The organism is Pseudomonas parafulva (assembly GCF_000800255.1).
Lineage (GTDB): Bacteria > Pseudomonadota > Gammaproteobacteria > Pseudomonadales > Pseudomonadaceae > Aquipseudomonas > Aquipseudomonas boreofloridensis.
Map to the genome: position 1 here is coordinate 1,200,014 of NZ_CP009747.1, position 22,101 is coordinate 1,222,114.

The 22,101-nt window shown below is 63.0% G+C and carries 19 protein-coding genes; 7 read left to right on the forward strand and 12 right to left on the reverse strand.

From position 1 onward, the window contains the following. The first annotated feature begins 13 nt into the window (after nt 1–13). The gene (locus NJ69_RS05295; RefSeq protein WP_039576803.1) at nt 14–1,162 is read left to right on the forward strand and encodes a PQQ-dependent sugar dehydrogenase; all 1,149 of its coding nucleotides are present in this window, start codon (nt 14–16) and stop codon (nt 1,160–1,162) included. A 61-nt stretch (nt 1,163–1,223) separates the two neighbouring features. After that, entirely contained in the window at nt 1,224–2,324 is a 1,101-nt protein-coding gene (gene zapE / locus NJ69_RS05300; RefSeq protein ID WP_080754717.1) for a cell division protein ZapE, read from the forward strand. A gap of 4 nt (nt 2,325–2,328) precedes the next feature. Here zapE and NJ69_RS05305 read toward each other — a convergent pair whose 3' ends face one another. From NJ69_RS05305 to yegQ, 4 genes are all read right to left on the reverse strand, one after another. Then, nucleotides 2,329–3,324, reverse strand: a complete 996-nt coding sequence (locus NJ69_RS05305) for an alpha/beta fold hydrolase (protein WP_039583110.1) — start codon at nt 3,322–3,324, stop codon at nt 2,329–2,331. Between the two features lie 76 nt (nt 3,325–3,400). Further along, nucleotides 3,401–3,838 (reverse strand): YqaA family protein, encoded by a 438-nt coding sequence (locus NJ69_RS05310; protein ID WP_039576808.1) that lies wholly within the window; start codon nt 3,836–3,838, stop codon nt 3,401–3,403. Beyond that, a complete protein-coding gene (locus tag NJ69_RS05315) occupies nt 3,838–4,266 on the reverse strand; it encodes a DUF411 domain-containing protein (protein WP_039576811.1) in 429 nt (142 codons plus the stop codon). Before NJ69_RS05315 ends, NJ69_RS05310 begins: the two co-directional genes overlap by 1 nt. Before the next feature lie 109 nt (nt 4,267–4,375). Further along, nucleotides 4,376–5,710 (reverse strand): tRNA 5-hydroxyuridine modification protein YegQ, encoded by a 1,335-nt coding sequence (gene yegQ / locus NJ69_RS05320; protein WP_039576813.1) that lies wholly within the window; start codon nt 5,708–5,710, stop codon nt 4,376–4,378. 130 nt (nt 5,711–5,840) lie between these two features. Here yegQ and NJ69_RS05325 point away from each other — a divergent pair, with 130 nt between their 5' ends. Then, nucleotides 5,841–6,905: an AI-2E family transporter gene (locus NJ69_RS05325; RefSeq protein ID WP_029613120.1), complete on the forward strand. Its 1,065-nt coding sequence runs from the start codon at nt 5,841–5,843 to the stop codon at nt 6,903–6,905. A 6-nt stretch (nt 6,906–6,911) separates the two neighbouring features. Here NJ69_RS05325 and NJ69_RS05330 read toward each other — a convergent pair whose 3' ends face one another. The 4 genes from NJ69_RS05330 to NJ69_RS05340 form a co-directional block, all read right to left on the reverse strand. After that, nucleotides 6,912–7,844, reverse strand: a complete 933-nt coding sequence (locus NJ69_RS05330; RefSeq protein ID WP_039576817.1) for a class I SAM-dependent methyltransferase — start codon at nt 7,842–7,844, stop codon at nt 6,912–6,914. Nucleotides 7,845–7,852: 8 nt separating this feature from the next. Continuing rightward, a complete protein-coding gene (locus tag NJ69_RS05335; RefSeq protein ID WP_039576820.1) occupies nt 7,853–9,076 on the reverse strand; it encodes a YcaO-like family protein in 1,224 nt (407 codons plus the stop codon). A 48-nt stretch (nt 9,077–9,124) separates the two neighbouring features. After that, a complete protein-coding gene (locus NJ69_RS22610; RefSeq protein ID WP_155290516.1) occupies nt 9,125–9,268 on the reverse strand; it encodes a hypothetical protein in 144 nt (47 codons plus the stop codon). Nucleotides 9,269–9,637: 369 nt separating this feature from the next. Then, entirely contained in the window at nt 9,638–11,686 is a 2,049-nt protein-coding gene (locus NJ69_RS05340) for a TonB-dependent receptor family protein (protein ID WP_039576823.1), read from the reverse strand. Between the two features lie 135 nt (nt 11,687–11,821). On the opposite strand from NJ69_RS05340, the gene NJ69_RS05345 reads away from it, so the two are divergent. Next, the gene (locus tag NJ69_RS05345; protein WP_039576826.1) at nt 11,822–12,442 is read left to right on the forward strand and encodes a TetR/AcrR family transcriptional regulator; all 621 of its coding nucleotides are present in this window, start codon (nt 11,822–11,824) and stop codon (nt 12,440–12,442) included. 86 nt (nt 12,443–12,528) lie between these two features. On the opposite strand, the gene preA is transcribed toward NJ69_RS05345, so the two are convergent. The 3 genes from preA to hydA all read right to left on the reverse strand — a co-directional run bounded on the left by preA (nt 12,529) and on the right by hydA (nt 16,736). Further along, nucleotides 12,529–13,803: an NAD-dependent dihydropyrimidine dehydrogenase subunit PreA gene (preA, locus tag NJ69_RS05350; RefSeq protein ID WP_039576829.1), complete on the reverse strand. Its 1,275-nt coding sequence runs from the start codon at nt 13,801–13,803 to the stop codon at nt 12,529–12,531. Then, on the reverse strand, nt 13,804–15,171 hold the full coding sequence (locus NJ69_RS05355) for an NAD(P)-dependent oxidoreductase (RefSeq protein WP_039576832.1): 1,368 nt from the start codon (nt 15,169–15,171) through the stop codon (nt 13,804–13,806). It lies immediately after the preceding gene. Nucleotides 15,172–15,296: 125 nt separating this feature from the next. Then, the gene (gene hydA / locus NJ69_RS05360; protein ID WP_039576834.1) at nt 15,297–16,736 is read right to left on the reverse strand and encodes a dihydropyrimidinase; all 1,440 of its coding nucleotides are present in this window, start codon (nt 16,734–16,736) and stop codon (nt 15,297–15,299) included. 615 nt (nt 16,737–17,351) lie between these two features. Here hydA and NJ69_RS05365 point away from each other — a divergent pair. The 3 genes from NJ69_RS05365 (at nt 17,352) to NJ69_RS05375 (ending at nt 21,360) form a co-directional block, all read left to right on the forward strand. Next, nucleotides 17,352–18,842, forward strand: coding sequence for an NCS1 family nucleobase:cation symporter-1 (locus tag NJ69_RS05365; protein ID WP_039576836.1), 1,491 nt, complete (start codon nt 17,352–17,354; stop codon nt 18,840–18,842). Between the two features lie 36 nt (nt 18,843–18,878). Beyond that, the gene (locus NJ69_RS05370) at nt 18,879–20,162 is read left to right on the forward strand and encodes a Zn-dependent hydrolase (protein WP_039576839.1); all 1,284 of its coding nucleotides are present in this window, start codon (nt 18,879–18,881) and stop codon (nt 20,160–20,162) included. Between the two features lie 181 nt (nt 20,163–20,343). Further along, a complete protein-coding gene (locus NJ69_RS05375; RefSeq protein WP_039576841.1) occupies nt 20,344–21,360 on the forward strand; it encodes a transporter in 1,017 nt (338 codons plus the stop codon). Between the two features lie 17 nt (nt 21,361–21,377). Here NJ69_RS05375 and sodC read toward each other — a convergent pair whose 3' ends face one another. After that, complete coding sequence (sodC, locus tag NJ69_RS05380) at nt 21,378–21,896, reverse strand: superoxide dismutase family protein (RefSeq protein ID WP_039576844.1); 519 nt, start codon at nt 21,894–21,896, stop codon at nt 21,378–21,380. Between the last annotated feature and the right edge of the window lie 205 nt (nt 21,897–22,101).

Here is a 22,101-nt window from a genome sequence, read left to right on the forward strand (position 1 = left end):
GAAGGAATTCCCTATGACCCCACGTACCTGGATGACCACACTGGCGGCTGCTGCACTGTTTCCATTACTGGCGCAGGCCGCTGCCGAACAGCGCTTGCCCAGTGAAGAAGGCGAGTTGACAGTCAGCACTGTCGCCGACGGCCTCAACCACCCTTGGGCGCTGGCCTTCCTGCCTGGTGGCAAGGACATGCTGATCACCGAGCAGCCAGGTAATCTGCGCATCGTCAATGCCGAAGGCAAGGTCGGCCCACCCTTGTCGGGCGTGCCGAAGGTCTGGGCGCAAGGGCAGGGCGGCCTGTTGGATGTTGCCCTTTCACCTGAGTTCGCCAAAGACCGGACGGTGTACCTGTCCTATGCCGAGGAGGGCGCGGACGGCAAGGCCGGTACGGCGGTTGGTCGGGGGCAGTTGTCCCAGGATCGATCGCGCCTGGAGAACTTCAACGTGATTTTCCGCCAGCAACCGAAGCTCTCGGTGGGTAATCACTTCGGCTCCCGGTTGGTGTTCGACCGTGACGGCTACTTGTTCATCGCCCTGGGCGAGAACAATCAGCGCTCCACTGCCCAGGACCTGGACAAGCTGCAAGGCAAGTTGGTGCGAATCCTGCCCGATGGCGAAGTACCCAAGGACAACCCCTTCGTTGGTCAGAAAAATGTGCGGCCGGAAATCTGGTCGTTCGGCCACCGCAACCAGCAGGGTGCGGCGCTCAATCCTTGGACGGGCCAGCTCTGGACACATGAGCATGGGCCGCGCGGTGGCGACGAAATCAATATTCCTCAGCCGGGCAAGAACTATGGCTGGCCGATTGCCACCCACGGCATCGATTATTCCCTGTTGCCGATTCCCGAGGCCAAGGGCAAGCATGTCGATGGCATGGAAGACCCACACCACGTCTGGGAGAAATCACCCGGCATCAGTGGTATGGCCTTCTACGACAGCCCCACCTTCAAGGCGTGGGATCACAATCTGTTCATAGGGGCCTTGGCCACTGAGGAGTTGATCCGTCTCCAGCTCGACGGCGACAACGTGGTCCACGAAGAGCGTTTGCTTGGCGAGCTCAAGGCGCGAATTCGTGACGTGCGGGTTGGCCCTGATGGCTATCTCTATGTGCTGACCGATGCCCAGGATGGCGCGCTACTCAAGGTGGGCTTGAGCAAGGATTGATCGGCGGCCCCACGCCAACGCTGCTTGCACTATCATGGCGGTTTTGCCCAGGCATGCCGCCATGACGCCCGCTGCGCTCTACCTCCAAGCCCTGCAACGCGAGGGCTTCGTCGCCGATGCCGCGCAGGCCTCGGCGGTCAGCGCCCTTGAGCGCTGTTTCGAGGCCGTCCAGCAAGGACGTGCCGTCCAAGGCGTCTATCTGTGGGGGCCGGTGGGGCGTGGCAAGACCTGGCTCATGGACCTGTTCCATCGCTGCCTCGAAGTACCGTCGCGGCGTCAGCATTTCCATCACTTCATGGCCTGGGTGCACCAGCGGCTGTTCCAGCTCGTGGGCATCGCCGATCCTCTACAGGCCCTGGCTCAGGCGTTGGCGCAGGACATTCGTGTGTTGTGCTTCGACGAGCTGTTCGTCACCGATATCGGTGATGCGATCATCCTCGGACGCCTGTTCCAGGCGCTATTCGAACAAGGTGTCGTGCTGGTCGCGACCTCCAATCAACCGCCTGATCAGCTCTATGCCGATGGCTTCAACCGCGAGCGCTTCCTGCCGGCGATTGCGGCGATCGAGCAGCATATGCAACGGGTGGCGGTGGCTGGCGATCAGGACCATCGGCTGCATCCCGGCGCGCAGTTGCAGCGTTACTGGGTGAGCGAGGCAGGCACCGCCTCTGCGTTGGCGGCCGTGTTCTGTCAACTGAGCGCCGGCGAAACGGCGACTGAGCTACCGCTGCAGATCGGCACACGGCACGTCACGGTCATTCGTCGCAGTGAGCGGGTGATCTGGTGCGACTTCTCGCACTTGTGCGATCAAGCCTTGGCGGCGACGGACTTCATGGCCTTGTGCGATCGCTATAGCGCGATTCTGGTCAGCGCCGTGCCCGCACTGGGTGGCCAACAGCGCGCCGGGCGTATCGCCCGAGGGACGGAAGATGCCGCGCAGCGCGTGATCGCTGGCGACCGCGAGCTGCCGGCGCTGTCACCGCGTGATGACAGTGTGCGGCGCTTCATCGCACTGGTCGACGAATGTTACGACCGGCGAATCGCCTTGTACCTGGAGGCTGCCGTGCCGCTCGAGGCGCTGTATACCGAAGGTTACCTGTCATTCGCCTTCCGCCGAACCTTGAGTCGCTTGCAGGAAATGCAGTTGCAGCGCTTCGCCTGAGGACCTATCGCAGCCAGTCGATCAGCGCGTCGTGAAAGCGCTCGGGCGCCTCGATTTGCGGCGCGTGACCCAAGCCTTTGAAGGTCACCAGTTTGCCTTGGGGTATCAGCTTTTCCACCTGAGGGCCCAGTACCGCATAGTGGCCCAGTTTGGCTTTGATCTCGGGCGGTGCGATGTCGCTGCCGATGGCAGTGGTGTCCTGGTCGCCGATCATCAGCAGCGTCGGCATCTGCAGGTTCTTGAACTCGTAGACCACCGGCTGCGTGAAAATCATGTCGTAGATCAGCGCAGAGTTCCACGCCACCGCTTCATGTCCTGGTCCTTGGTTCAGGCCCACCAACATATCTACCCAGCGCTCGTAGTCGGGCTTCCAGCGCCCGGCGTAGTAGGTGGTGCGTTCATAATTGCGCACGCCCTCGGCATTGAGCTTGAGCTCGCGTTCGTACCATTGATCTACCGTGCGGTAAGGCGCACCCAGGGCTTTCCAGTCTTCCAGGCCGATGGGGTTGACCATGGCCAGGCGCTCGACCTGCTGTGGGTACATCAGGGCATAGCGGGTGGCTAGCATCCCCCCCGTGGAGTGGCCTACCAGGCTGATCTTGTCGATCCCCAAGCGTTCGAGCAGCGCATGGGTGTTATCCGCCAGTTGTTGGAAGCTGTACTGGTAGTACGCGGGTTTGCTGGAGGTGCAGAAACCGATTTGGTCGGGAACGATGACCCGATAGCCGGCCTTGCTCAAAGCGTCGATCGAGGACTCCCAGGTGGCGGCGCAGAAATTCTTGCCATGCATCAGTAGCACGCTGCGACCATTGGCATGACCTCGGGCGGGTACATCCATGTAGCCCATCTGCACGGTCTGGCCTTGTGAGCTGAAGTTGAAATGTTGCAATGGATGAGGGTAGGCGAAGCCTTCGAGCTGCTTGCCGTAGGTGACGGATTCAGCGGCCAGGGCCGGAGCGCCGGCCAGGCATGCCAAGGTCAATGCGGTTATGCGCAGCATGGCGAAGACTCCGAGTTCGGTCATGTAGGAAGCAGCGACTGTAGCAGTCGGTTGACCTGCGCAGCGGACAAAGGTGTCACCCGGTGTGAAACCAGCCCAGGGTAATCAGTATCAGAACCCAGTAGCGACCAGCCTTGGCCAGGGTCACCAGTAACACAAAGCGCCAGAACGGCTCGCGAAGGATTCCCGCAACCAGCGTCAGTGGATCGCCGATCACCGGTACCCAGCTCAGTAAAAGCGACCACTGTCCCCAGCGCTGGTAGTGGCATTGTGCGCGTTGCAACTGAGTGGCGCTGAACGGGAACCAGCGTCGATCACGCAGGCGTTCGATTGCCCGGCCCAGCAGCCAATTGACCACCGAGCCGAGCACATTGCCGAAGGTAGCCACCAGCAGCAGGAGCAGCCAGGCGTCAGGATCGCGCAGCAGCAAGCCGACCAGCACGGCCTCGGACTGCAGCGGCAGCAGCGTGGCAGCACCGAAGGCGCTGAGAAACAGGGCCCCTAAACTGATCATCAGTACTCGGCGACCACGGTGTCCCGACCCTCGCGCGTGAGGCCGATCACCTGGTAAGCGTCTTTACGCGCGCCCATCTCCATCCCCGGGGAGCCGATCGGCATTCCCGGCACTGCCACACCCACCAGATCGTCTCGCTGAGTCAGCAGGCGGACCTGCTCGGCGGGCACATGGCCCTCGACGAATTTGCCGTCGATCACTGCGGTATGGCACGAGGCGAGTCTGGGTGCGACGCCAAGGCGCTGTTTCACCGCGCTCATGTTCGGCTCGACATGGTCATTGACCGTGAAACCGTTGTCGCGCAGGTGGGCGATCCACTGTTTGCAACAACCGCAGTTCGGGTCGCGGTAGACATCGACGACCTCGGAGGCCTGGGCCAGGCCGCCGCAGGCCAGCAGTACGAACGCCAATAGGTGCTTGTTCAGCATGAAAACACTCCTTGATCAATGCGCCTGCATTGCGCGCGCTAGCATCATGTAACTGTCGAGCATGCAGCGCCTTGTCTGACCTTAGCCTGAAGCGCAGATGACAGTTTTGTCAGGCGTATTCTTGTGCTTCGCCTAAGTCGCGCATCAGCAGTCCGAATTCCAGCGGCACCTGCTCGGGCACCGGCAGGTACACCACATGCCCGTCTCCTGGGGCGACATCGATGGCATTGCCCTGGCGATCGCTCAGACGATCGAGGTCGAAATGATAATTGCCGCGAGGGGTCATGAGCTCGAGCGTGTCGCCCACTGTGAAACGGTTCTTGACCTTGACCTCAGCCAGTCCGTCGACGCGCTGGCCAGTCAACTCACCGACAAACTGCTGGCGTTCTGAAACCGAATGGCCGCGTTGATAGTTCTGATACTCATCGTGCACGTGTCGGCGCAAGAACCCTTCGGTGTAGCCGCGCTGGGCAAGCGATTCGAGATCGTCCATCAAACCGCGGTCGAATGGCCGTCCGTCCGCCGCATCGTCGATGGCCTTTCGGTAAGCCTGAACGGCACGCGCGCAATAGAAATGCGATTTGGTGCGGCCCTCGATCTTCAGCGAGTGCACGCCCATCTGCGTCAGGCGTTCGACGTGCTGAACGGCGCGCAGGTCCTTGGCGTTCATGATGTAGGTACCGTGCTCGTCCTCGAATGCCGGCATCTGCTCATCTGGCCGGTTGTGTTCCTGGAGCAGGAAGACCTGATCGCTGGGCGCGCCAACGCCCAGCGTAGGCTCGACCGTACGCACGATCTCGCCGGTGACGTTTTCGCAGGCTTCGGTGGCCTGGTACTTCCAGCGGCACGCATTGGTGCACGTGCCTTGGTTGGCGTCGCGCTTGTTCAGGTAGCCCGACAACAGGCAGCGACCGGAGTAAGCCATGCACAGCGCACCATGTACGAAGACTTCCAGCTCCACGTCAGGCACCTGCCGCCGTATTTCCTCGATCTCCTCCAGCGACAGCTCGCGCGACAGAATCACCCGACTCAGCCCCATTTGCTGCCAGAACACGACACTGGCCCAGTTCACCGTGTTGGCTTGCACCGAAAGGTGCACCGGCATCTGCGGGAAGTGTTCACGCACCAGCATGATCAGGCCGGGATCGGACATGATCAGCGCGTCGGGTGCCATCTGGATCACCGGCTCGAGATCCTTGAGGAAGGTTTTGAGCTTGGCATTGTGCGGCGCGATGTTGACCACCACGTAGAACCGCTTGCCCAGGGCATGCGCCTCCTGGATGCCCACGGCCAGGTTGGCATGGTCGAATTCGTTGTTGCGCACCCGCAGGCTGTAGCGCGGCTGGCCGGCATAGACCGCGTCTGCACCGTAGGCGAAGGCATAGCGCAACGTCTTGAGCGAGCCGGCAGGGGCGAGCAATTCAGGCTTGGCAAGAGAGTTCATGGACGCACCGGGGCAAAAGGCGCGAATGCTAGCGATAGGGCGCCCGTGGCGTGTTGATCTGAATCAAGCGCCTGATGGCACTTTTGCCTGCGCGCTGCGCACTAAGGTCCAGGACAACCGAGGAATCCCCATGAATCAAACCGCTCTACAAAATCGGGCACTGGCCGTCTTGCTGGCGCTGGTGACCATCGCCTTCGTGTGGATTCTGTTGCCTTACTATGGCGCCATCTTCTGGGGCGTGATCCTCGGCATTCTGTTTGCGCCCCTGCAGCGCAATCTGCTTATTCGCTTCAACCGTCGGCGTAATCTGGCCGCGTGCGCGACGCTTGCCATCTGTTTGCTGATCGCGGTTCTGCCCGTTATCGTCATCAGCGCCTTGTTGGTGCAGGAGGGCGCGACGCTGTACCAGCGCATCGAGAGTGGCCAACTGGACATCGCCGGTTACGTCGAGCGCGGTCGCGACATGCTGCCGCACTTCGCGCAGAACGGGCTGGACCGCCTGGGTGTCGGCAACCTCGACGGTCTGCGCGAGAAGATCACCCAATGGGCGACCCAGGGCAGCCGGTTCCTCGCCAGCCAGGCCTTCAGTTTTGGCCAGGGCACCTTCGATTTCCTGGTCAGCTTCGGCATCATGCTCTACCTGCTGTTCTTCTTCCTGCGCGAGGGGCCGGAGTTGGCGCGCAAGGTGCGTCAGGCTGTACCTCTGCCCGAGCAGCAGAAGCGCCGCCTGCAACTGAAGTTCAACCGTGTAGTGCGTGCGACCGTCAAAGGCAACCTGCTGGTGGCGATCACTCAGGGCGCCCTGGGTGGTTTCATCTTCTGGGCGCTGGACATTCCCAGTGCGCTGGTCTGGGCGGTGTTGATGGCATTCCTTTCGCTGCTGCCTGCGGTGGGGGCTGGCATCGTCTGGGGGCCGGTTGCGGTGTACTTCCTGCTCACGGGCGCCATCTGGCAAGGGGTCGTATTGGCCGCATTCGGCACGCTGGTCATTGGGCTGGTGGACAACGTGCTGCGGCCGATCCTGGTGGGCAAGGACACCCGTATGCCTGACTACCTGATCCTGGTATCGACCCTCGGTGGGCTGGCGGTATTCGGGCTCAATGGTTTCGTGATCGGGCCACTGATCGCTGCCCTGTTCATCGCCAGTTGGACCATCTTCACCGAGACCACGCCACAGGTACAGTTGCCGTCGTGAGCCGAATCAGGACCGTTCCAGCGTAAAGAGCTGGAACAGCGCCTGGGTATGGGGGCATCGGGCGAGGGCGCCTGTCATGTTCAGACCCAGGCGCCTGGCTTCGGCTTTCATGGGAATCAGCACGGGCGTATGTCCGAACACAATCACCAGCCCGCCGTACCGAACCAGTGGAACCAGGCGTTCGAACAAGTGCACAGCTTCATGCTGGCGCATGACTTCGGCATTGAGAAAACGCAGGACCAGGACATCGCATCGCCCGGGTGCAATTGCCGGGGTGACTGCATCGGTCAGTGCGAAGCGCAGATTAGGATGCACGTGCTGCGCGCGTGCATGGTCGATCATGGCAGCCGAGATATCGCTTCCCAGACACTGCACGTGCGGCAAGCCTGCCGCGAGACTGGCGATGAACGTGCCGGTCGAGCACGCCGGATCGTAGACCACTGCCCCCGGTGCAAGGCGCTTCGACAGTAACCCGAGGCAGTGCTGCCGGAAATGCGTCTCCTGGGGATCCAGGTGGCGAGCCAGCCGTCGCGTGTCATCCCAGAACGACAAGGGTGCCACCTGCTCATTGCCGTGTTCGTCGAGCACAGGGAAGGGGAAGTGGACCGTTGCGTCGGGACTGCATGAAGCCTGGACGAAGACACGGTGCTTTTCTTCCAGACTCAGGGCGGTGTAGTGCAGGCGTAGGCAATGGTGGGTGTGTCTGGCCTTGAGTAAGGGGCCTAACAGCATCCTTGGGCTGAGGAGGCTACCCAGCGCGCCTGTTTCGTCCAACAGCTTGCGACCGAGGTAGTTGACGCCTTCCAGCTGAAGCACGAACAGGTTATTCAGGCCGTGCCCCATAGGCTCTTCGAAGAATGCTACGGTGCCTGGCTCGGGAGTGCAGGCCGGTAGGTGACGAGCTATCCAGCATTCGCGTTCGGCGTAGTGCTTTTGCATGACGGGACTCACCGTGTTCGGTTTTGTAGAGAACGGCCTCTAGGACCGGGACAGACCACATTTCCGCTGCACACGAGGTGAAAACGCTCAAGGCCGGGAATGGCCACGTTGACCAGGCTTATGCCGTTCTGGCCTCGAAAGACCTCGCAAACACCGGCGTGTTGGCCATGCCTTCGCAGGTCCGCCCACAGCTGTGCTACCTGCTCACGGACCGTCGTGAATGGGGGCGCTGGAGGTAGCGGCACGACTTCGCCGGCTGCTTGATGCACTGTGCCGAGGTCGAGTTGCAGGCACGCGTGCAAGCGCGGGAACGGGCGTAGCTGTTGCTCAGCCAGCGTCAGCTCGGCTTTGGCCTCTGCAACCTGGCTGTTGAGCTGGACCTGAACCAGCTCTGTGACTGCTCGGCGCACCGCATGCCAGGGGTCGAGCGATGCACCGGCACCAAACAAGGCGCCATGCAACGTCGTCTCCGTTGTGATGCGAAGTGCGAGGTAGGTGCGGCTGGCAAATTCGCTGCTGATGTCCAGCACTCGAATCTGCGCGTCAAGGCACTGCTCGGCTTGCCGCCACAGGTGGCCAAGGGCGCAGCTGGGGTCTGGTTTGCTGACCCAGCGCAGCAGCGAGGGCTGCCGATAGAAATAGTGACGTAGAAAAAACAGTGACAGCGCGTCGCGCTCGATGCTTTGGTTCAGCGCGTGTAGCACCGCCTCCAGGTAGGTCGCGCCGATGGCTGCACCGTCGTTACTGCTGTAGCGCCGCAGACCGCGGTAGTCGAAGGTCTCGCCGGGTAGAGGGTGGTCGGCATGATCAGGCAAGCTGAGGGCAAGTGGATAGTCGAACAGCCATTCCCCGTCCAGATCATGGTAGGCCTGGCAAGCCAGTGTTTTTTCCGGCTGCTCGGCCAGCCAGGGCTGGAGTATGTCCTGCTGCAGTGCTGGCATGCGCGCCAAACGGGCAGCCACGCTGAGGTGGGTCGCGCGTACGTGGTGCTGCTCGAGGAAGTGTTCCAGCGCTTCGAAGCGTGCGCCAACCCGCGCTTCTGCCTCAAGACCTTTGCCGCAACCCTGGCTACTGGCGCCGCAGTGACGACTTAGGGTGACGCGTGCCGAGCCCACGTTGGTGCCGCTCCATTGCTCATGGACGCTGAGCGACAACTGCCGCAGTTGCTCGTCTATGCGCTGGCTGGCCAAGGCGAGAGGCAACTCCCGCTCAGCGACTTGTGTGATATCCATGGCGACTCCTGGGGGCAAGGCGGCTGGAGGGCCGCCTTGCAGGCAAGGTTATTCGCCTTTGAGCTCAACCTGCTCATGCTCGGCCAGTTGCAGGGCTTCGCGCTGCTCTGTGGCCTGTTCGACAGGTTGCTCGACGCGCTCGGCGTCTTGCTCGTTCAGCTTGTTGCTCAGACCACGAAAGAGATATCCCATGATGAAACTCCTAGAACAGTGAGTGTCTTTGGCGGTGCCGGATGGCCCGCAGACACAGTGTTCCCCAGTCATGTGCTGTGTTCATAGACGGCAACGGGCGGGGCGGCTGCGTGATGACACCAGGGGTCACAATTGCAGCGCTTGACGACGGTTTTTCAAGCGGACGCGTTTAGGTGGGCAGACGTCGGCCGTTTCAAAGGCCTGTGCCGGTCGTTAACGGACAATCAGCGGAAAGAGCTTTCATTCGATGTTCGTAGGGTTCTTCCGTATAAGCCGTCGAAATTGGAAATTTTGCCGTTGTTCATACAGCCTTTGAGGCCTGTTCCCAGCAATCAACGGCTGCATGAAGTGTCGGCAAGTGTCCGCTTCTTATTTCAAGGTGTAAGAAACACCCACGTAAGCAGCCAGCCCCTCGCCTGGCGTCGAGCGCGCCATGTCGCTGCCGCGGTCATCGAAGCCAGGTGTCACGGTGGCGGCGTAGCGCTGTCCGGTGAGGTTGCGCAGGTCGAGCCAGGTCTGCCAATCGCGTTTGGGCGAGTCCCACCCCAGCCGCGCGCCGAGCAGCGCGTAGGCATCGGCGTGGTAGCTGTTGGCATAGTCCACCTGTGTTTTGGAGGCGATCTGCGTATTGACGCCGACATTGAAGCCGTTCGGCCAGTCGTAGCGCAGCTCGGCCTGGTAGGCGTGCATGGGGATCCCGGGCAGGCGGTTGTCGCCGAAGCGGTCGTCGTCGCGGTAGTGGAAATCGCTGAAGGTGTAGGCCTGACGCAGCGACAACTGACCGGCCCCAGGCCGCTGCCAGAGCAGGCTGTCCAGCCCGGCCTCGATGCCCTGATGCACTGTGGCGCTGGCGTTGAACTCTTTGAACGGCTGACCTGGGACGATTTCCACCGCAAGCAGTTCGTGGCGGACCTGCGAGTAGTACCAGGCCAGCTCCCAGTGCCCCAGCGCCGCATCGCCGCGCGCGCCGAGCTCGAGGGTGGTGGCGGTCTGGTTCTGCAGCGTGATTGGCTGAGTCGCTACCGTCGAACTCCAGATCAGCGACCAGGGGTGCGGTGGCTCTACCGAGCGGCTGAGGTTGCCGTAGACCTGGGTCTGTGGATCGATGTCGTAGCGCAGGCCCACGCGTGGCGCGTAGTCCCAGTCGTGTTGGCTGACCTTGCCGCCATTGGCCGGGTAGCTGACCGCGCTCTCCCGGCGGGTGTAGATCATCGCCAGGCCGGTGGTCAGCCACAGGTCGGGCAGCAGTTCCAGGTCGTTGCCTGCATGCAGGACGGTATCCGAGCCTTGGTAGCTGAAATCGCGGCTGCGTGGGCCGAAGACATCGCCGTTACGCACGAACTGCGACGCGCCGCTGTTGGGCAGATGCTTGGTGGTGCGCCAGCCGACGGTGGTTTTGCTGTCGAGGCCGAACAGTGTGTCGCGGCGCATGTAGTTGAGCGTACCGCTGACGTCGGTGTAGGCCACCTTCAGGCGCATCGGGCCTTCGCGCAGGTCCATGGGATAGTCGTGGTAGACCAGCCCCGCTTCCAGGCGTGAGTCGTCGTCGAGGAAGAAGGTGGTTTTATTGCCGACCCAGGTGCTACCCGGCTGAGGTCGACTGTCGTCGCGTGCCAGATAGCCCGGATTGGCGGCGCGCGGATCGTGCTTGATCTGCGCCTTGGTCAGGCGTCCGGCCAGCTGGTTTTCGGTCTCCCGGTAGCGCAGGTAGAAGCGGGTCTGCAGGTTCGGGTTGAAGCGGTAGCCGATATTGGCGGCGATGCCTTTGGCGCTGCCGCTGCTGTGGCGTTGATAGCCATCGTAGTCGGCGTCGGTCAGGGCTACGTAGTAGTCCAGATCGCCCAGCACCTGTCCGGAACTGATGTGCCGGCGCTGATAGCCCCGGCTGCCGGCCTCGTAGCGGACCTGCAGAGGCGCGGCATCCTGCCCGGTGTGGGTGACGTAATCGATCGCTCCGCCCAAGGCCAGGGCGCCTCGATCGAAACCGTTGGCCCCGCGCAGGACTTCGGCACGGCTGAGCCACAGCGGCTCGAACAGCTCATAGGGCGTACCGCCTGGCCCTGTGAGCGGCAAGCCGTCGAACATCGTGTAGACCCCAGAGCCGTGGGCGCCCGGTGCGCGATTGATGCCGGAGCCGCGAATCGACAGCTTGATGCCATCGTTGCCGGCCGACTGGGCGAACACGCCCGGTTGATAGGCCAGCACATCCTGGTTGCTGGCCACGCGCCCCTGGTCGACCCTGTCCATGTCCACCAGGTTGCTGGCACCGGGGATCTCGTGCAGGCGTGCGGCGGCATCCTGCAGCTCGGCGTGCTCCTGGTCCTGGATCAGCACTTGGCCCAGCTCGATGGGCTCCGCGGCCTGGGCGGTGGCGCTGACCCACAGGGCCAGCAGGGAAAGGGGAAGAGTCTGACGCATGGGCAAGGAGATTCCAGAACGAAGGCGGGGTTGTGACGCTGCAACTGGAGGACGAAGCACAGTCGGCGATCTGCAGGGCGCGCCACATGAACCTGCGTGGTAGCCTTGGCCGGTTAAAGCCGTTTCGGACGCCCCATGGCCAACCACAAGATCGAGATCCGCCGTCGCAACATCGAGAAGATTCTCCAGGCCGCCGAGCAGGTATTCGCCGAGCAAGGCTACGGCGTCACGTCCATGGCCGATATTGCCGAGCGTGCGCAGTTGCCGCGCTCGAACCTGCACTACTACTTCAATACCAAGGACGAGCTGTACCGCGCGGTGCTGCAGGACTTGCTGGAGGTGTGGAAGCAGGATGCGCTGTGCTTCGAGCGTTTCGACGACCCGCGCGTTGTGCTGACCAGCTACATCCGCGCCAAGATGGGCCACTCGCGTTCGCGTCCGCTGGGTTCGAAAGTCTGGGCCGAGGAAATCCTGCATGGGGCGCCGCTGCTAGGTGACAGCCTGGGCGAGTCGCTGGTGCCGTGGGCACAGCTCAAGCAAGCCAAGATTCGCCGATGGGTGGAGCAGGGGCTCATTCTGCCGGTGGAGCCGTCGGCGTTGCTCTACATGATCTGGGCCTCGACTCAGCATTACGCCGACTTCGGCTATCAGGTGGCGTTGCTCAACGACGGCGAGCCGCTCTCGGACATGGCCTTCGAGCGGTCCGTGCAAACGGTGACTGGCGTGATTCTGCGGGGGATCGGCCTGGAGCCCTAGCGGTGAAGGTCACTGAAGTCGCACCTGCACTGGGCGGCCCGCCCCTGTAACTCGACGGAGCGGGCTCATTTGCAGGGTGAGCGATGTCAGCTCGCTTCACGGTAGGGGTTGCGTGGATCCTGGGTCCAGTTCAAGTACGGTTTGCCGGTGTCCTGGGCGACCATCTCGATGCAGTCCTGCACCGGGCAGGTGATCTGGCACAGGTTGCAGCCGACGCATTCTTCCTCGATCACGCTGTAGGTGTGAGTACCGTCAGCCTGCAGGGTACTGGCGATGGCTTGGTGCGAAGTGTCTTCGCAGGCGATATGACAGCGTCCGCAGCCAATGCAGGCCGACTGATCGATGTGCGCCACCGACTTGTAGTTGATGTCCAGGAACTTCCAGTCGGTGGTGTGGGCCACCGCCTGACCCCGGAAGGCCTCCAAATTGCGGTGTCCCTGCTGGTCCATCCAGCGCGCCAGACCGTCCTGCAGGTCTTCGACGATACGAAAGCCATGCAGCATCGCGGCCGTGCACACCTGCACCGCGCCGCTGCCCAGGGCGATGAACTCGGCGGCGTCTCGCCAGGTGCCGATGCCACCGATACCACAGATGGGCAGGCCACGGGTTTCGGGGTCGCGGGCGATTTCGGCGACCATGTTCAGCGCGATCGGCTTGACCGCCGAACCACAGTAGCCGCCGTGAGTGCTCTGATCGCCGACGATGGGGTGAGCGACCATGCGTTCCAGGTCAACGCTGGTGATCGAATTGATGGTGTTGATCAGCGACACCGCATCCGCGCCCCCGCGATGGGCCGCCCGCGCCGACTGACGAATGTCGGTGATGTTCGGGGTGAGCTTGACGATCACCGGCAGTGAGCAATAGGTCTTGCACCAGCGTGTGACCATTTCCACATACTCCGGCACCTGGCCGACCGCCGCGCCCATGCCGCGCTCGGGCATGCCATGGGGGCAGCCGAAATTCAGCTCGATGCCGTCGGCGCCGGTCGCTTCCACCAGCGGCAGGATGAACTTCCAGCGCTCTTCCTCGCACGGCACCATCAGCGAGACGACCAGCGCACGGTCCGGCCAGTCCTTCTTCACCTGGGTGATCTCACGCAGGTTGATCTCCAGCGAACGGTCGGTGATCAGCTCGATATTGTTGATGCCCTGCACCAGACGGTTGGCGCCGAAGTGCGCGGAGTAGCGCGACGACACGTTGACTGCAGCGGGGTCTTCGCCCAGGGTCTTCCACACTACACCGCCCCAACCGGCCTCGAAGGCGCGGATCACGTTGTAGGCTTTGTCGGTGGGCGGCGCGGAGGCCAGCCAGAACGGGTTGGGTGCCTTGATGCCGGCGAATTCGATGGACAAGTCGGCCATTTACGCAGCCTCCACGTTGAGCATGAGTTGGGCATGGATGGCTTCGGCGGCCAGCTTGCCATGTTGCACCGCCTGGACGGTGAGGTCCTGGCCCAGCGCGGTGCAGTCGCCGCCGGCGTAGACGCCAGGCAGGCTGGTGCACATCTGCGCGTCGACGCGAATGCGCTCGCCGTCGCGTGCCAGTTGCGCGGCAATCGGGTCGGCCAGGCCGGCGTGGTCGAACCCTTGGCCGATGGCCTTGAAGATCGCATCTGCGGCCAACTCGAAGGTCTCGTCGGTGTCGGTCAGACGGCCTTCGACCAACGCGGTACGAACGAAACGCATGCCCCGGACCCGGCCCTGTTCGTCGAGCAGCACGGCCTCGGGACGCGCCCAGGTGTGCAGTCGTACTTGGTCGGCCTTGGCAATGGCCTGTTCGTGGTCGGTGGCCCCCATGTCGGCGACGCCGCGGCGGTATACCAGGTTGACGTCGCGCGCGCCCAGCCGGCTCATCTGTACGGCCATGTCGATGGCGGTGTTGCCGGCGCCGATCACCAGACAGCGCTCGGCCAGAGGCAGTTGGCTGAGATCGTCGGTCTGGCGCAGTTCACGAATGTAGTCGGTGGCGGCGAGCATGCCCGGCGCATCTTCATCGGCCAGGCCAAGCTCGCGCACGGCGTTCAGGCCGAGGCCGAGAAATACAGCGTCGTATTGCTCGCGTAATTCGCCCAGGTTCAGGTTGTCTCCGAGGCGCTGCCCGTGGCGGATTTCTATACCGCCTACGCCGAGCAGAAACTGCACTTCGCGCTGGGCATAGTCATCGACCAGCTTGTAGCGGGCGATGCCGTACTCATTCAGCCCACCGGCTTTTTCGCGGGCCTCGAACACCACGACCTCATGCCCGTGCAGCGCCAGACGATGCGCGCAGGACAGTCCTGCAGGACCGGCGCCGACCACGGCGATGCGTTTGCCGGTGGCCGGCGAGCGCTGGAACGGGTGGGCGGCGAAGTGGGCGTTGTCCAGTGCATAGCGTTGCAACTGGCCGATCAACACGGGGGCGCACTCCTGGGCGTTGTTGCGCACGCAAGCCTGCTGACACAGGATTTCCGTGGGGCAAACCCGCGCGCAACTGCCGCCGAGAATGTTGGCCGAGAGAATTCGCTCGGCGGCGCCCTGGAGGTTGTCGTCGCTGATGCGGTGGATGAACGACGGAATGTCGATCTCGCTCGGGCAAGCGTTGACGCACGGTGCGTCGTAGCAGTACAGGCAGCGCGCGCTTTCCACGGCGGCCTGGCGCGCAGTCAGGGGCGGGGCGAGGTCGCTGAAGGCGGTGTCGAGCTGGTCGGCGCCGGCTCTGGGACGTGGTAGGTGGTTCAGGGTGTCGATCACGGTTGTAGCCTCTCTCTTTTTTTATGGGTACAGGCGGCGGTTACTCGCCCGTCCGTTCAGGGGATGGCAGTCAACAGGTGTTTCTGAGTCGTTATTGTCGGACGCTGCAGGTCAGCCCTGCGGCTTCAGCGCTGAACCGGCGTCGGCCGCCGTTGTTCGGCTCGCCGACCCAGTACCTCGTACACCGAGGGGTAGGCCGGTCGTTCCACGTAGCGGCCCGCACCTGGTTCGGCGCGCAGATCGCCGTCGGCCCAGAGCACCCGGCCCTGGCTGATGGTGTGGCTGGGGATGCCGCGCACGGTGCGGCCTTCGAAGATGTTGAAGTCGACCTTCTGGTGGTGGGTAGTGGCCGAAATGGTACGGGTGCCCTCAGGATCCCACAGCACCAGGTCGGCGTCGGCGCCAACGCGGATCGCGCCTTTGCGCGGGAACAGGTTGAAGATCTTCGCCGTATTGGTGGAGGTGAGGGCGACGAACTCGTGCATCGACAGACGACCGCTGTTGACCCCGGCATCCCACAACACCGCCATGCGGTCCTCGATACCCGCGGTACCGTTGGGGATGCGACTGAAGTCGTCGCGGCCCATGGCTTTCTGCTCGGCACAGAAGCAGCAGTGGTCGGTGGCGGTGGTATGCAGGTTGCCCGACTGCAAGCCGCGCCACAGTGCTTCCTGATGTTCGCGGGGGCGGAAGGGTGGGCTCATCACATAGCCGGCGGCTGTGTGCCAATCAGGGTCACGGTAGACGCTGTCGTCGATCAGCAAGTGGCCCGGCAGCACTTCGCCGTACACCGGCTGACCCTTGGCGCGGGCATAGGCGATTTCGTCCAGCGCCTCCTGGCTGGAGATGTGCACCAGGTACAGCGGCGTGCCCAAGGTCTCGGCGATGCGGATCGCGCGGCTGGCCGCTTCGCCCTCCACCTGCGCCGGACGTGACAGCGGGTGCGCCTCGGGGCCGGTGATGCCTTGGGCCAGCAGCTTGTTCTGCAGATGGAACACCAGTTCGCCGTTCTCTGCATGCACGGTCGGCACGGCGCCCAGTTGCAGACAGCGCTCGAAGCTGGCCACCAGGGTGTCATCGGCGGCCATGATGGCGTTCTTGTAGGCCATGAAGTGCTTGAAGCTGTTCACGCCATGCCGAGCGACCAGTTCACCCATTTCTTCGGCGACCTGCTCGCTCCACCAGGTGATCGCGACGTGGAAACCGTAGTCGCTGGCCGACTTTTGCGCCCAGCCGCGCCACGTGTGGAAGGCCTCGAGCAGCGATTGCTGTGGGTTGGGGATGACGAAGTCGATGATCGAGGTGGTGCCGCCAGCCAAGCCTGCGGCGGTGCCGCTGAAGAAATCTTCACTGGCCACGGTGCCCATGAACGGCAATTGCATGTGGGTGTGGGGGTCGATGCCGCCGGGCATCAGGTACTGGCCGCTGCCGTCGAGAATCTGGCAACCGCCGGGGGCTTCGAGGTCTTGGCCGACGGCGCGGATCAGACCATCTGCACACAGGACATCAGCGCGAAAGCTTTCTTCGTGGGTGACCACGGTGGCGCCACGGATCAACAGGGACATGCCGTCTTCCTCGCAGGCTGACCGGTCGTTTTGCCGGTTCTTGAAATTGTGAGTGCCAGCGTTTCGAGGGTGCAGGGCAATCCTGTCACGCATGACAAGATTGGAATCTAGATGCTGATCGTCGTTTGATCAAGAAAATAATTCATAAGCTTATTCTGTTGATAACTCATTGAAAAACAACAATAAAAATCATAAATCCCCAATCTGGGGCACGTTCTCACCATTTTGACGCACTTGACAAGATCGAAATCTGGTCAAGATTTTCCATGCGAAATCAGCCGTTTGAAACCTGGCGAGTCGGTGCGAACCACACCGAAAAAAACCAGGCTGCACCAGGGTGATACCGGTGCAGGGGCCAGGGCCGGCCCGAGACGAGCGTATCGACAGAACCCGGTAACCCCGGTGTCGTCGAGCGTCGTCGATCAATGCCTTGCAGATCAGTGAATTACCTCCAGTTGGCAGTGGCCGAGCGTGGTGCCCCCGCCTGTTCGGCACGCATCTTGACTGCGGCCCCACCGCCAGGCCGGACCGGAGGTGCAGTACTGGTGATGTGTTTACTCCGGCCATCGAATCAGCCGATGAGCGAATAACTAGAACAATTCTGGAGAAGGCCCCATGCAACAGAGCAGATCGCAGGTGATCGAACATCACGGGCTGTACGAACTGGCAGCCGGTAGCGATGTACTCGACAGCCCCCGTTATAACCACGACATCGCACCGACCCAGGTGCACCAGCGCACCTGGAACAAATGGCACATCACCGCCCTGTGGGTCGGCATGTCCATCTGCGTCCCGACCTACACCCTGGGTGGGGTGCTGACGGCCTATTTCGGTCTGAGCGTTGGCGAGGCGTTGCTGGCAATCCTGCTGGCCAACCTCATCGTGCTGATTCCGCTGACGCTCAATGCGTTTCCCGGAACCAAGTACGGCATTCCGTTTCCGGTGCTGTTACGTTCTTCGTTCGGCATCCTCGGCTCCAACGTGCCGTGCCTGATTCGGGCGGTGGTGGCCTGCGGCTGGTTCGGCATCCAGACCCTGTTCGGTGGCCTGGCCATCCACCTGTTGCTTGGCTCGCTGTTCGAGGGCTGGAAGAGCCTGGGCGGCACGGGTGAGGTGATCGGGTTCATGCTGTTCTGGTCGCTGAACCTGTGGGTGGTGCTGCGCGGTGCCGAGTCGATCAAGCTGCTCGAAACCCTGGCGGCACCGCTGTTGGTTGCCGTAGGGGTGGGGCTGCTGGTGTGGGCCTTGCCGCACATGTCCATGAGCGAACTGCTGGCCCAGCCGCCGAAGCGTCCGGAGGGCGCCAGCGTGGTGGGATACTTCTGCGCCGGACTCACCGCCATGGTCGGCTTCTGGGCCACCTTGTCACTGAACATCCCCGACTTCAGCCGCTACGCCCGCAGCCAGAAAGACCAAGTGCTGGGGCAGATCTTCGGCCTGCCGCTGACGATGTTCCTGTTCGCCTCGCTGGGGGTGATCATGACCGCCGCCTCCGCTTCCTTGGTGGGGGAGACGGTGTCCGACCCGGTGACCCTGATCGGTAAGATCCAAAGCCCTGGTTGGGTGGCGGTGGCCATGACCCTGATCGTGCTGGCGACCCTGGCCACCAACACCGCTGCCAACGTGGTGTCGCCCACCAACGACTTTCAGAACATTGCTCCGCGTTTGATCGGTCGTAGCCGCGCGGTCTGGCTCACCGGGTTGATCGGCCTGGCGCTGATGGCCCACGAACTGTTCAAGAAGCTGGGCTGGATCGTCTCCGATATCAGCTTGGAGACGGTCTATTCCAACTGGCTGCTGGGCTATTCAAGCCTGCTCGGGCCTATCGCCGGCATCATGGTGGTGGACTACTTCCTGGTGCGTCGGCAACGCCTGGACCTGGCCGGACTGTACCGCGATGACGTGTACCCCGCATGGAACCGTGCCGGCTTCCTGGCCTTCGCGGTGCCCGTGGCGCTGACCCTGATGTCGATCGGCAACAGCCGCTTCAGTTGGTTCTACGACTACGGCTGGTTCACCGGATCGCTGCTCGGTGCCGGCCTGTACTACGCCCTGGGCCGAGTCGCGGTGCGTGGGCCGGCGCCGCTGGTCAAGCCACTGCCTTGAACCCTGAGAACAAGAAAACGCCTGAGGAGACTTGCGATGAAACCGATCGAGCATGTGCTGAATTCCACCGACCGCCATGTCGACAGCGCCCGTTTGTGGCAGTCGCTGATGGACCTTGCACGCCTGGGCGCAACGCCCAAGGGCGGGGTCTGTCGGCTGGCGCTGACCGACCTCGACCGCCAGGCCCGTGACCTGTTCGTGCAGTGGTGCGAAGCCGCCGGCTGCAGCGTCAGCGTCGATGCGGTGGGCAACGTATTCGCCCGGCGTCCCGGGCGTAACCCAGACCTGCCGCCGGTGATGACCGGCAGTCACATCGATACCCAACCCACCGGCGGCAAGTTCGATGGCTGCTTCGGGGTGATGGCGGGCCTGGAGGTCATCCGTACCTTGAACGACTTGGGCGTGGAAACCGAGGCGCCTCTGGAGGTGGTGGTCTGGACCAACGAAGAGGGCTCGCGCTTCGCGCCCTGCATGATGGGTTCGGGGGTCTTCGCCGGCAAGTTCACCCTGCAGGAAACGCTGGCCAAACGCGATGTCGAGGGTGTCAGCGTCGGCGAGGCGTTGCAGGCGATCGGCTACGCCGGATCGCGTGCGGTGCTGGGGCATCCGGTGGGCGCCTACTTCGAGGCGCATATCGAGCAGGGCCCGATTCTGGAAGACGAGCACAAGACCCTCGGTGTGGTGCTCGGCGCCCTGGGGCAGAAGTGGTTCGACCTGAGCCTGCGCGGCGTCGAGGCGCATGCCGGGCCGACGCCGATGCACCTGCGCAAGGATGCACTGGTGGGGGCGGCGGCAGTGGTCGAGGCCGTCAACCGCGCCGCCCTGGGTCACCAGCCGCATGCCTGTGGCACGGTCGGCTGTCTGCAGGCCTACCCAGGCTCGCGCAACGTGATTCCGGGTGAAGTGCGCATGACCTTGGACTTCCGTCATCTGCAGGGCGAGCGGCTGGACGCGATGATCGCCGAGGTGCGCGAAGTCATCGAGCGCACGTGCGAGAAACACGGGCTGAGCTTCGAGCTGACGCCGACCGCCGACTTCCCGGCGCTGTATTTCGACAAGGGCTGTGTCGAGGCGGTGCGTGAGTCGGCGAAAAGCCTGGGCCTGTCGCACATGGATATCGTCAGCGGGGCAGGGCACGACGCGATCTTCCTGGCCGAACTCGGCCCGGCGGGGATGATCTTCGTGCCGTGCGAGAACGGCATCAGCCACAACGAGATCGAGAACGCTGCGCCCGAAGATCTGGCAGCCGGTTGCGCCGTGCTGCTGCGGTCAATGCTGGCGGCGTCGCAGGCGATCGCCCAGGGACGCAAGGCAGCCTGAGGCTTCCCGGAGGATGGGGTCGCCCAGCGGCCCCAGAATGACGGTGTGGGCGGCTGGATGAAGATCAGTACATGGTCACAAGATCGTCATATTGGCTTACCTATGATCACGCCATCCTCCACCGCGCCAGGGCCTCACCTTGCCCACACATCATTCATCCTCATCCGACAAGACTCGCCCATTGGCAGGCGCCGCGCACGGTGCCCAGGAGACAGAGCTGCATGGCCTGCTTTGCGGTTTCGTGTTCCGTCCCGGCGAGCCAGGACGCGAGATCGACGCCAATCAGGCCGTGTATCTGATGCAGGAGGACGACGACTCCGAGCATTTTCTCTGGCTGCACTTGAACCTTGCCCACGCCTCGTGCGAACGCTGGATGCGCAGCAACCTGGCGTTGCCGGAGACATTTTTCGAGACCCTGCGCGAGGGCTCCCGCTCCACGCGCATCGAGCACACCGATGCAGCCTTGCTGGCCGTGGTCAACGACGTGGTGTTCAGCTTCGGGCGGGTGTCCTCCGAGGTGTCGACATTGTGGGCCTGCGCGCGCCGTCGCCTGTTGGTCAGTGCGCGCCTGCATCCGCTGCAGTCGGTGGATACCTTGCGCTCGTCGGTCAAGCGCGGCGAGCGTTTCGACTCGACCGTCGAGTTGCTGATTCACTTATTGGGCGATCAGGGCGACCTGCTTACCCAGGTGGTACGTGAAACCACCTTGCATGTGGACCGTATCGAGGATCAGTTGCTGTCCCAGCGCCTAGGTGTCAACCGCGCCGAGCTCAGTACCCTGCGTCGGGCGCTGGTGCGGTTGCAGCGGCTGCTGGCGCTCGAACCCGGCTCATTGCTGCGACTGCTCAACCGGCCGCCGGAGTGGCTGCGTGAGCAGGACATGCGGCAGTTGCGTGCGGCCACCGAGGAGTTCGCGGTGATCATCAACGACCTCACCGCGCTGGTGGAGCGCATCAAGCTGTTGCAGGAAGAAATCGCCGCCAAGCTGACCGAGGACAACAACCGCACGCTGTTCACCTTGACGGTGGTAACCGTGTTGGCGCTGCCGATCAACATCATCGCCGGCTTCTTCGGTATGAACGTCGGCGGCATTCCGCTGGCCGACGATCCCAATGGATTCTGGGTGCTGGTGGCGCTGGTGTTCACTTTCACGGTGCTGGCCGGGCGCTGGGCATTTCGCAAGCGTGGCGACTACTGACGCCCGGCCACGCGGATTCAGATCACGCCGCAGGCCATGCGGTCGCCGCCACCGCCCAAGGGCATGGGCATGTCGGCATGGTTGTCGCCGCCAGCATGGACCATCAGGGCCTTGCCTTTGATCTCGGAAATTTTCTTGATACGCGGGGCCAACACCGGATAGGTGGCGTTGCCATCGGTGGTCACGTACAGCGCCGGCAGATCGCCGAGGTGGCCGTCGCCGTAGGGGCCCAGGTGCTTGCCGGTCTTGGCCGGATCGAAGTGCCCGCCAGCGGCCAGTGCGGCGACCTTCTTGCCATCCTTGACCCCAGCATCGCAACTGCCGTTCTCGTGCACGTGGAAGCCGTGGATGCCAGCGGGCAGCTTGCTCAGTTGAGGCGTGAAAATCAGGCCGTAGGCCGATTCGCTGATGGTCACCTGGCCGATCGGCTGGGGCGCACCGTCAGCGCTCACCAGGTTGATCGGCACCTCCACGGAGGCGGCATGGGCGCCAAGGGAGAGGCTGGCGAGTAGACCGAGGAGCAGCGTGCGTTTCATGGCGTTTCTCTCTTGTGGCTCGTTTAAAAGAAGGCGACTGCAAGCTAAGACCGCCGTAACAGCCTAGTCGTTTCCGCGACTCTATTGAGTAGGACGAAGCCAACGTCGTTCGAACGAGAGAAAATCTGAGGAAGTGGGCTGACAGGCCCGGGACGGGCGGGCCTGTCAGCAAGTGTTTCAAAGCATGTCGCTCAACGGCGGCTCG

Excerpts from the sequence above, each read along its gene's own strand:
- NJ69_RS05340 (WP_039576823.1), bottom strand. The coding sequence starts at position 11,686 with ATGCGTCAGACTCTTCCCCTTTCCCTGCTGGCCCTGTGGGTCAGCGCC.
- yegQ (WP_039576813.1), bottom strand. The coding sequence starts at position 5,710 with ATGAACTCTCTTGCCAAGCCTGAATTGCTCGCCCCTGCCGGCTCGCTC.
- NJ69_RS22610 (WP_155290516.1), bottom strand. The coding sequence starts at position 9,268 with ATGGGATATCTCTTTCGTGGTCTGAGCAACAAGCTGAACGAGCAAGAC.
- sodC (WP_039576844.1), bottom strand. The coding sequence starts at position 21,896 with ATGAAACGCACGCTGCTCCTCGGTCTACTCGCCAGCCTCTCCCTTGGC.
- NJ69_RS05310 (WP_039576808.1), bottom strand. The coding sequence starts at position 3,838 with ATGATCAGTTTAGGGGCCCTGTTTCTCAGCGCCTTCGGTGCTGCCACG.
- zapE (WP_080754717.1), top strand. The coding sequence starts at position 1,224 with ATGACGCCCGCTGCGCTCTACCTCCAAGCCCTGCAACGCGAGGGCTTC.
- NJ69_RS05335 (WP_039576820.1), bottom strand. The coding sequence starts at position 9,076 with ATGGATATCACACAAGTCGCTGAGCGGGAGTTGCCTCTCGCCTTGGCC.
- hydA (WP_039576834.1), bottom strand. The coding sequence starts at position 16,736 with ATGTCCCTGTTGATCCGTGGCGCCACCGTGGTCACCCACGAAGAAAGC.
- NJ69_RS05365 (WP_039576836.1), top strand. The coding sequence starts at position 17,352 with ATGCAACAGAGCAGATCGCAGGTGATCGAACATCACGGGCTGTACGAA.
- NJ69_RS05345 (WP_039576826.1), top strand. The coding sequence starts at position 11,822 with ATGGCCAACCACAAGATCGAGATCCGCCGTCGCAACATCGAGAAGATT.
- NJ69_RS05330 (WP_039576817.1), bottom strand. The coding sequence starts at position 7,844 with ATGCAAAAGCACTACGCCGAACGCGAATGCTGGATAGCTCGTCACCTA.
- NJ69_RS05325 (WP_029613120.1), top strand. The coding sequence starts at position 5,841 with ATGAATCAAACCGCTCTACAAAATCGGGCACTGGCCGTCTTGCTGGCG.
- NJ69_RS05370 (WP_039576839.1), top strand. The coding sequence starts at position 18,879 with ATGAAACCGATCGAGCATGTGCTGAATTCCACCGACCGCCATGTCGAC.
- NJ69_RS05315 (WP_039576811.1), bottom strand. The coding sequence starts at position 4,266 with ATGCTGAACAAGCACCTATTGGCGTTCGTACTGCTGGCCTGCGGCGGC.
- NJ69_RS05295 (WP_039576803.1), top strand. The coding sequence starts at position 14 with ATGACCCCACGTACCTGGATGACCACACTGGCGGCTGCTGCACTGTTT.
- preA (WP_039576829.1), bottom strand. The coding sequence starts at position 13,803 with ATGGCCGACTTGTCCATCGAATTCGCCGGCATCAAGGCACCCAACCCG.
- NJ69_RS05305 (WP_039583110.1), bottom strand. The coding sequence starts at position 3,324 with ATGCTGCGCATAACCGCATTGACCTTGGCATGCCTGGCCGGCGCTCCG.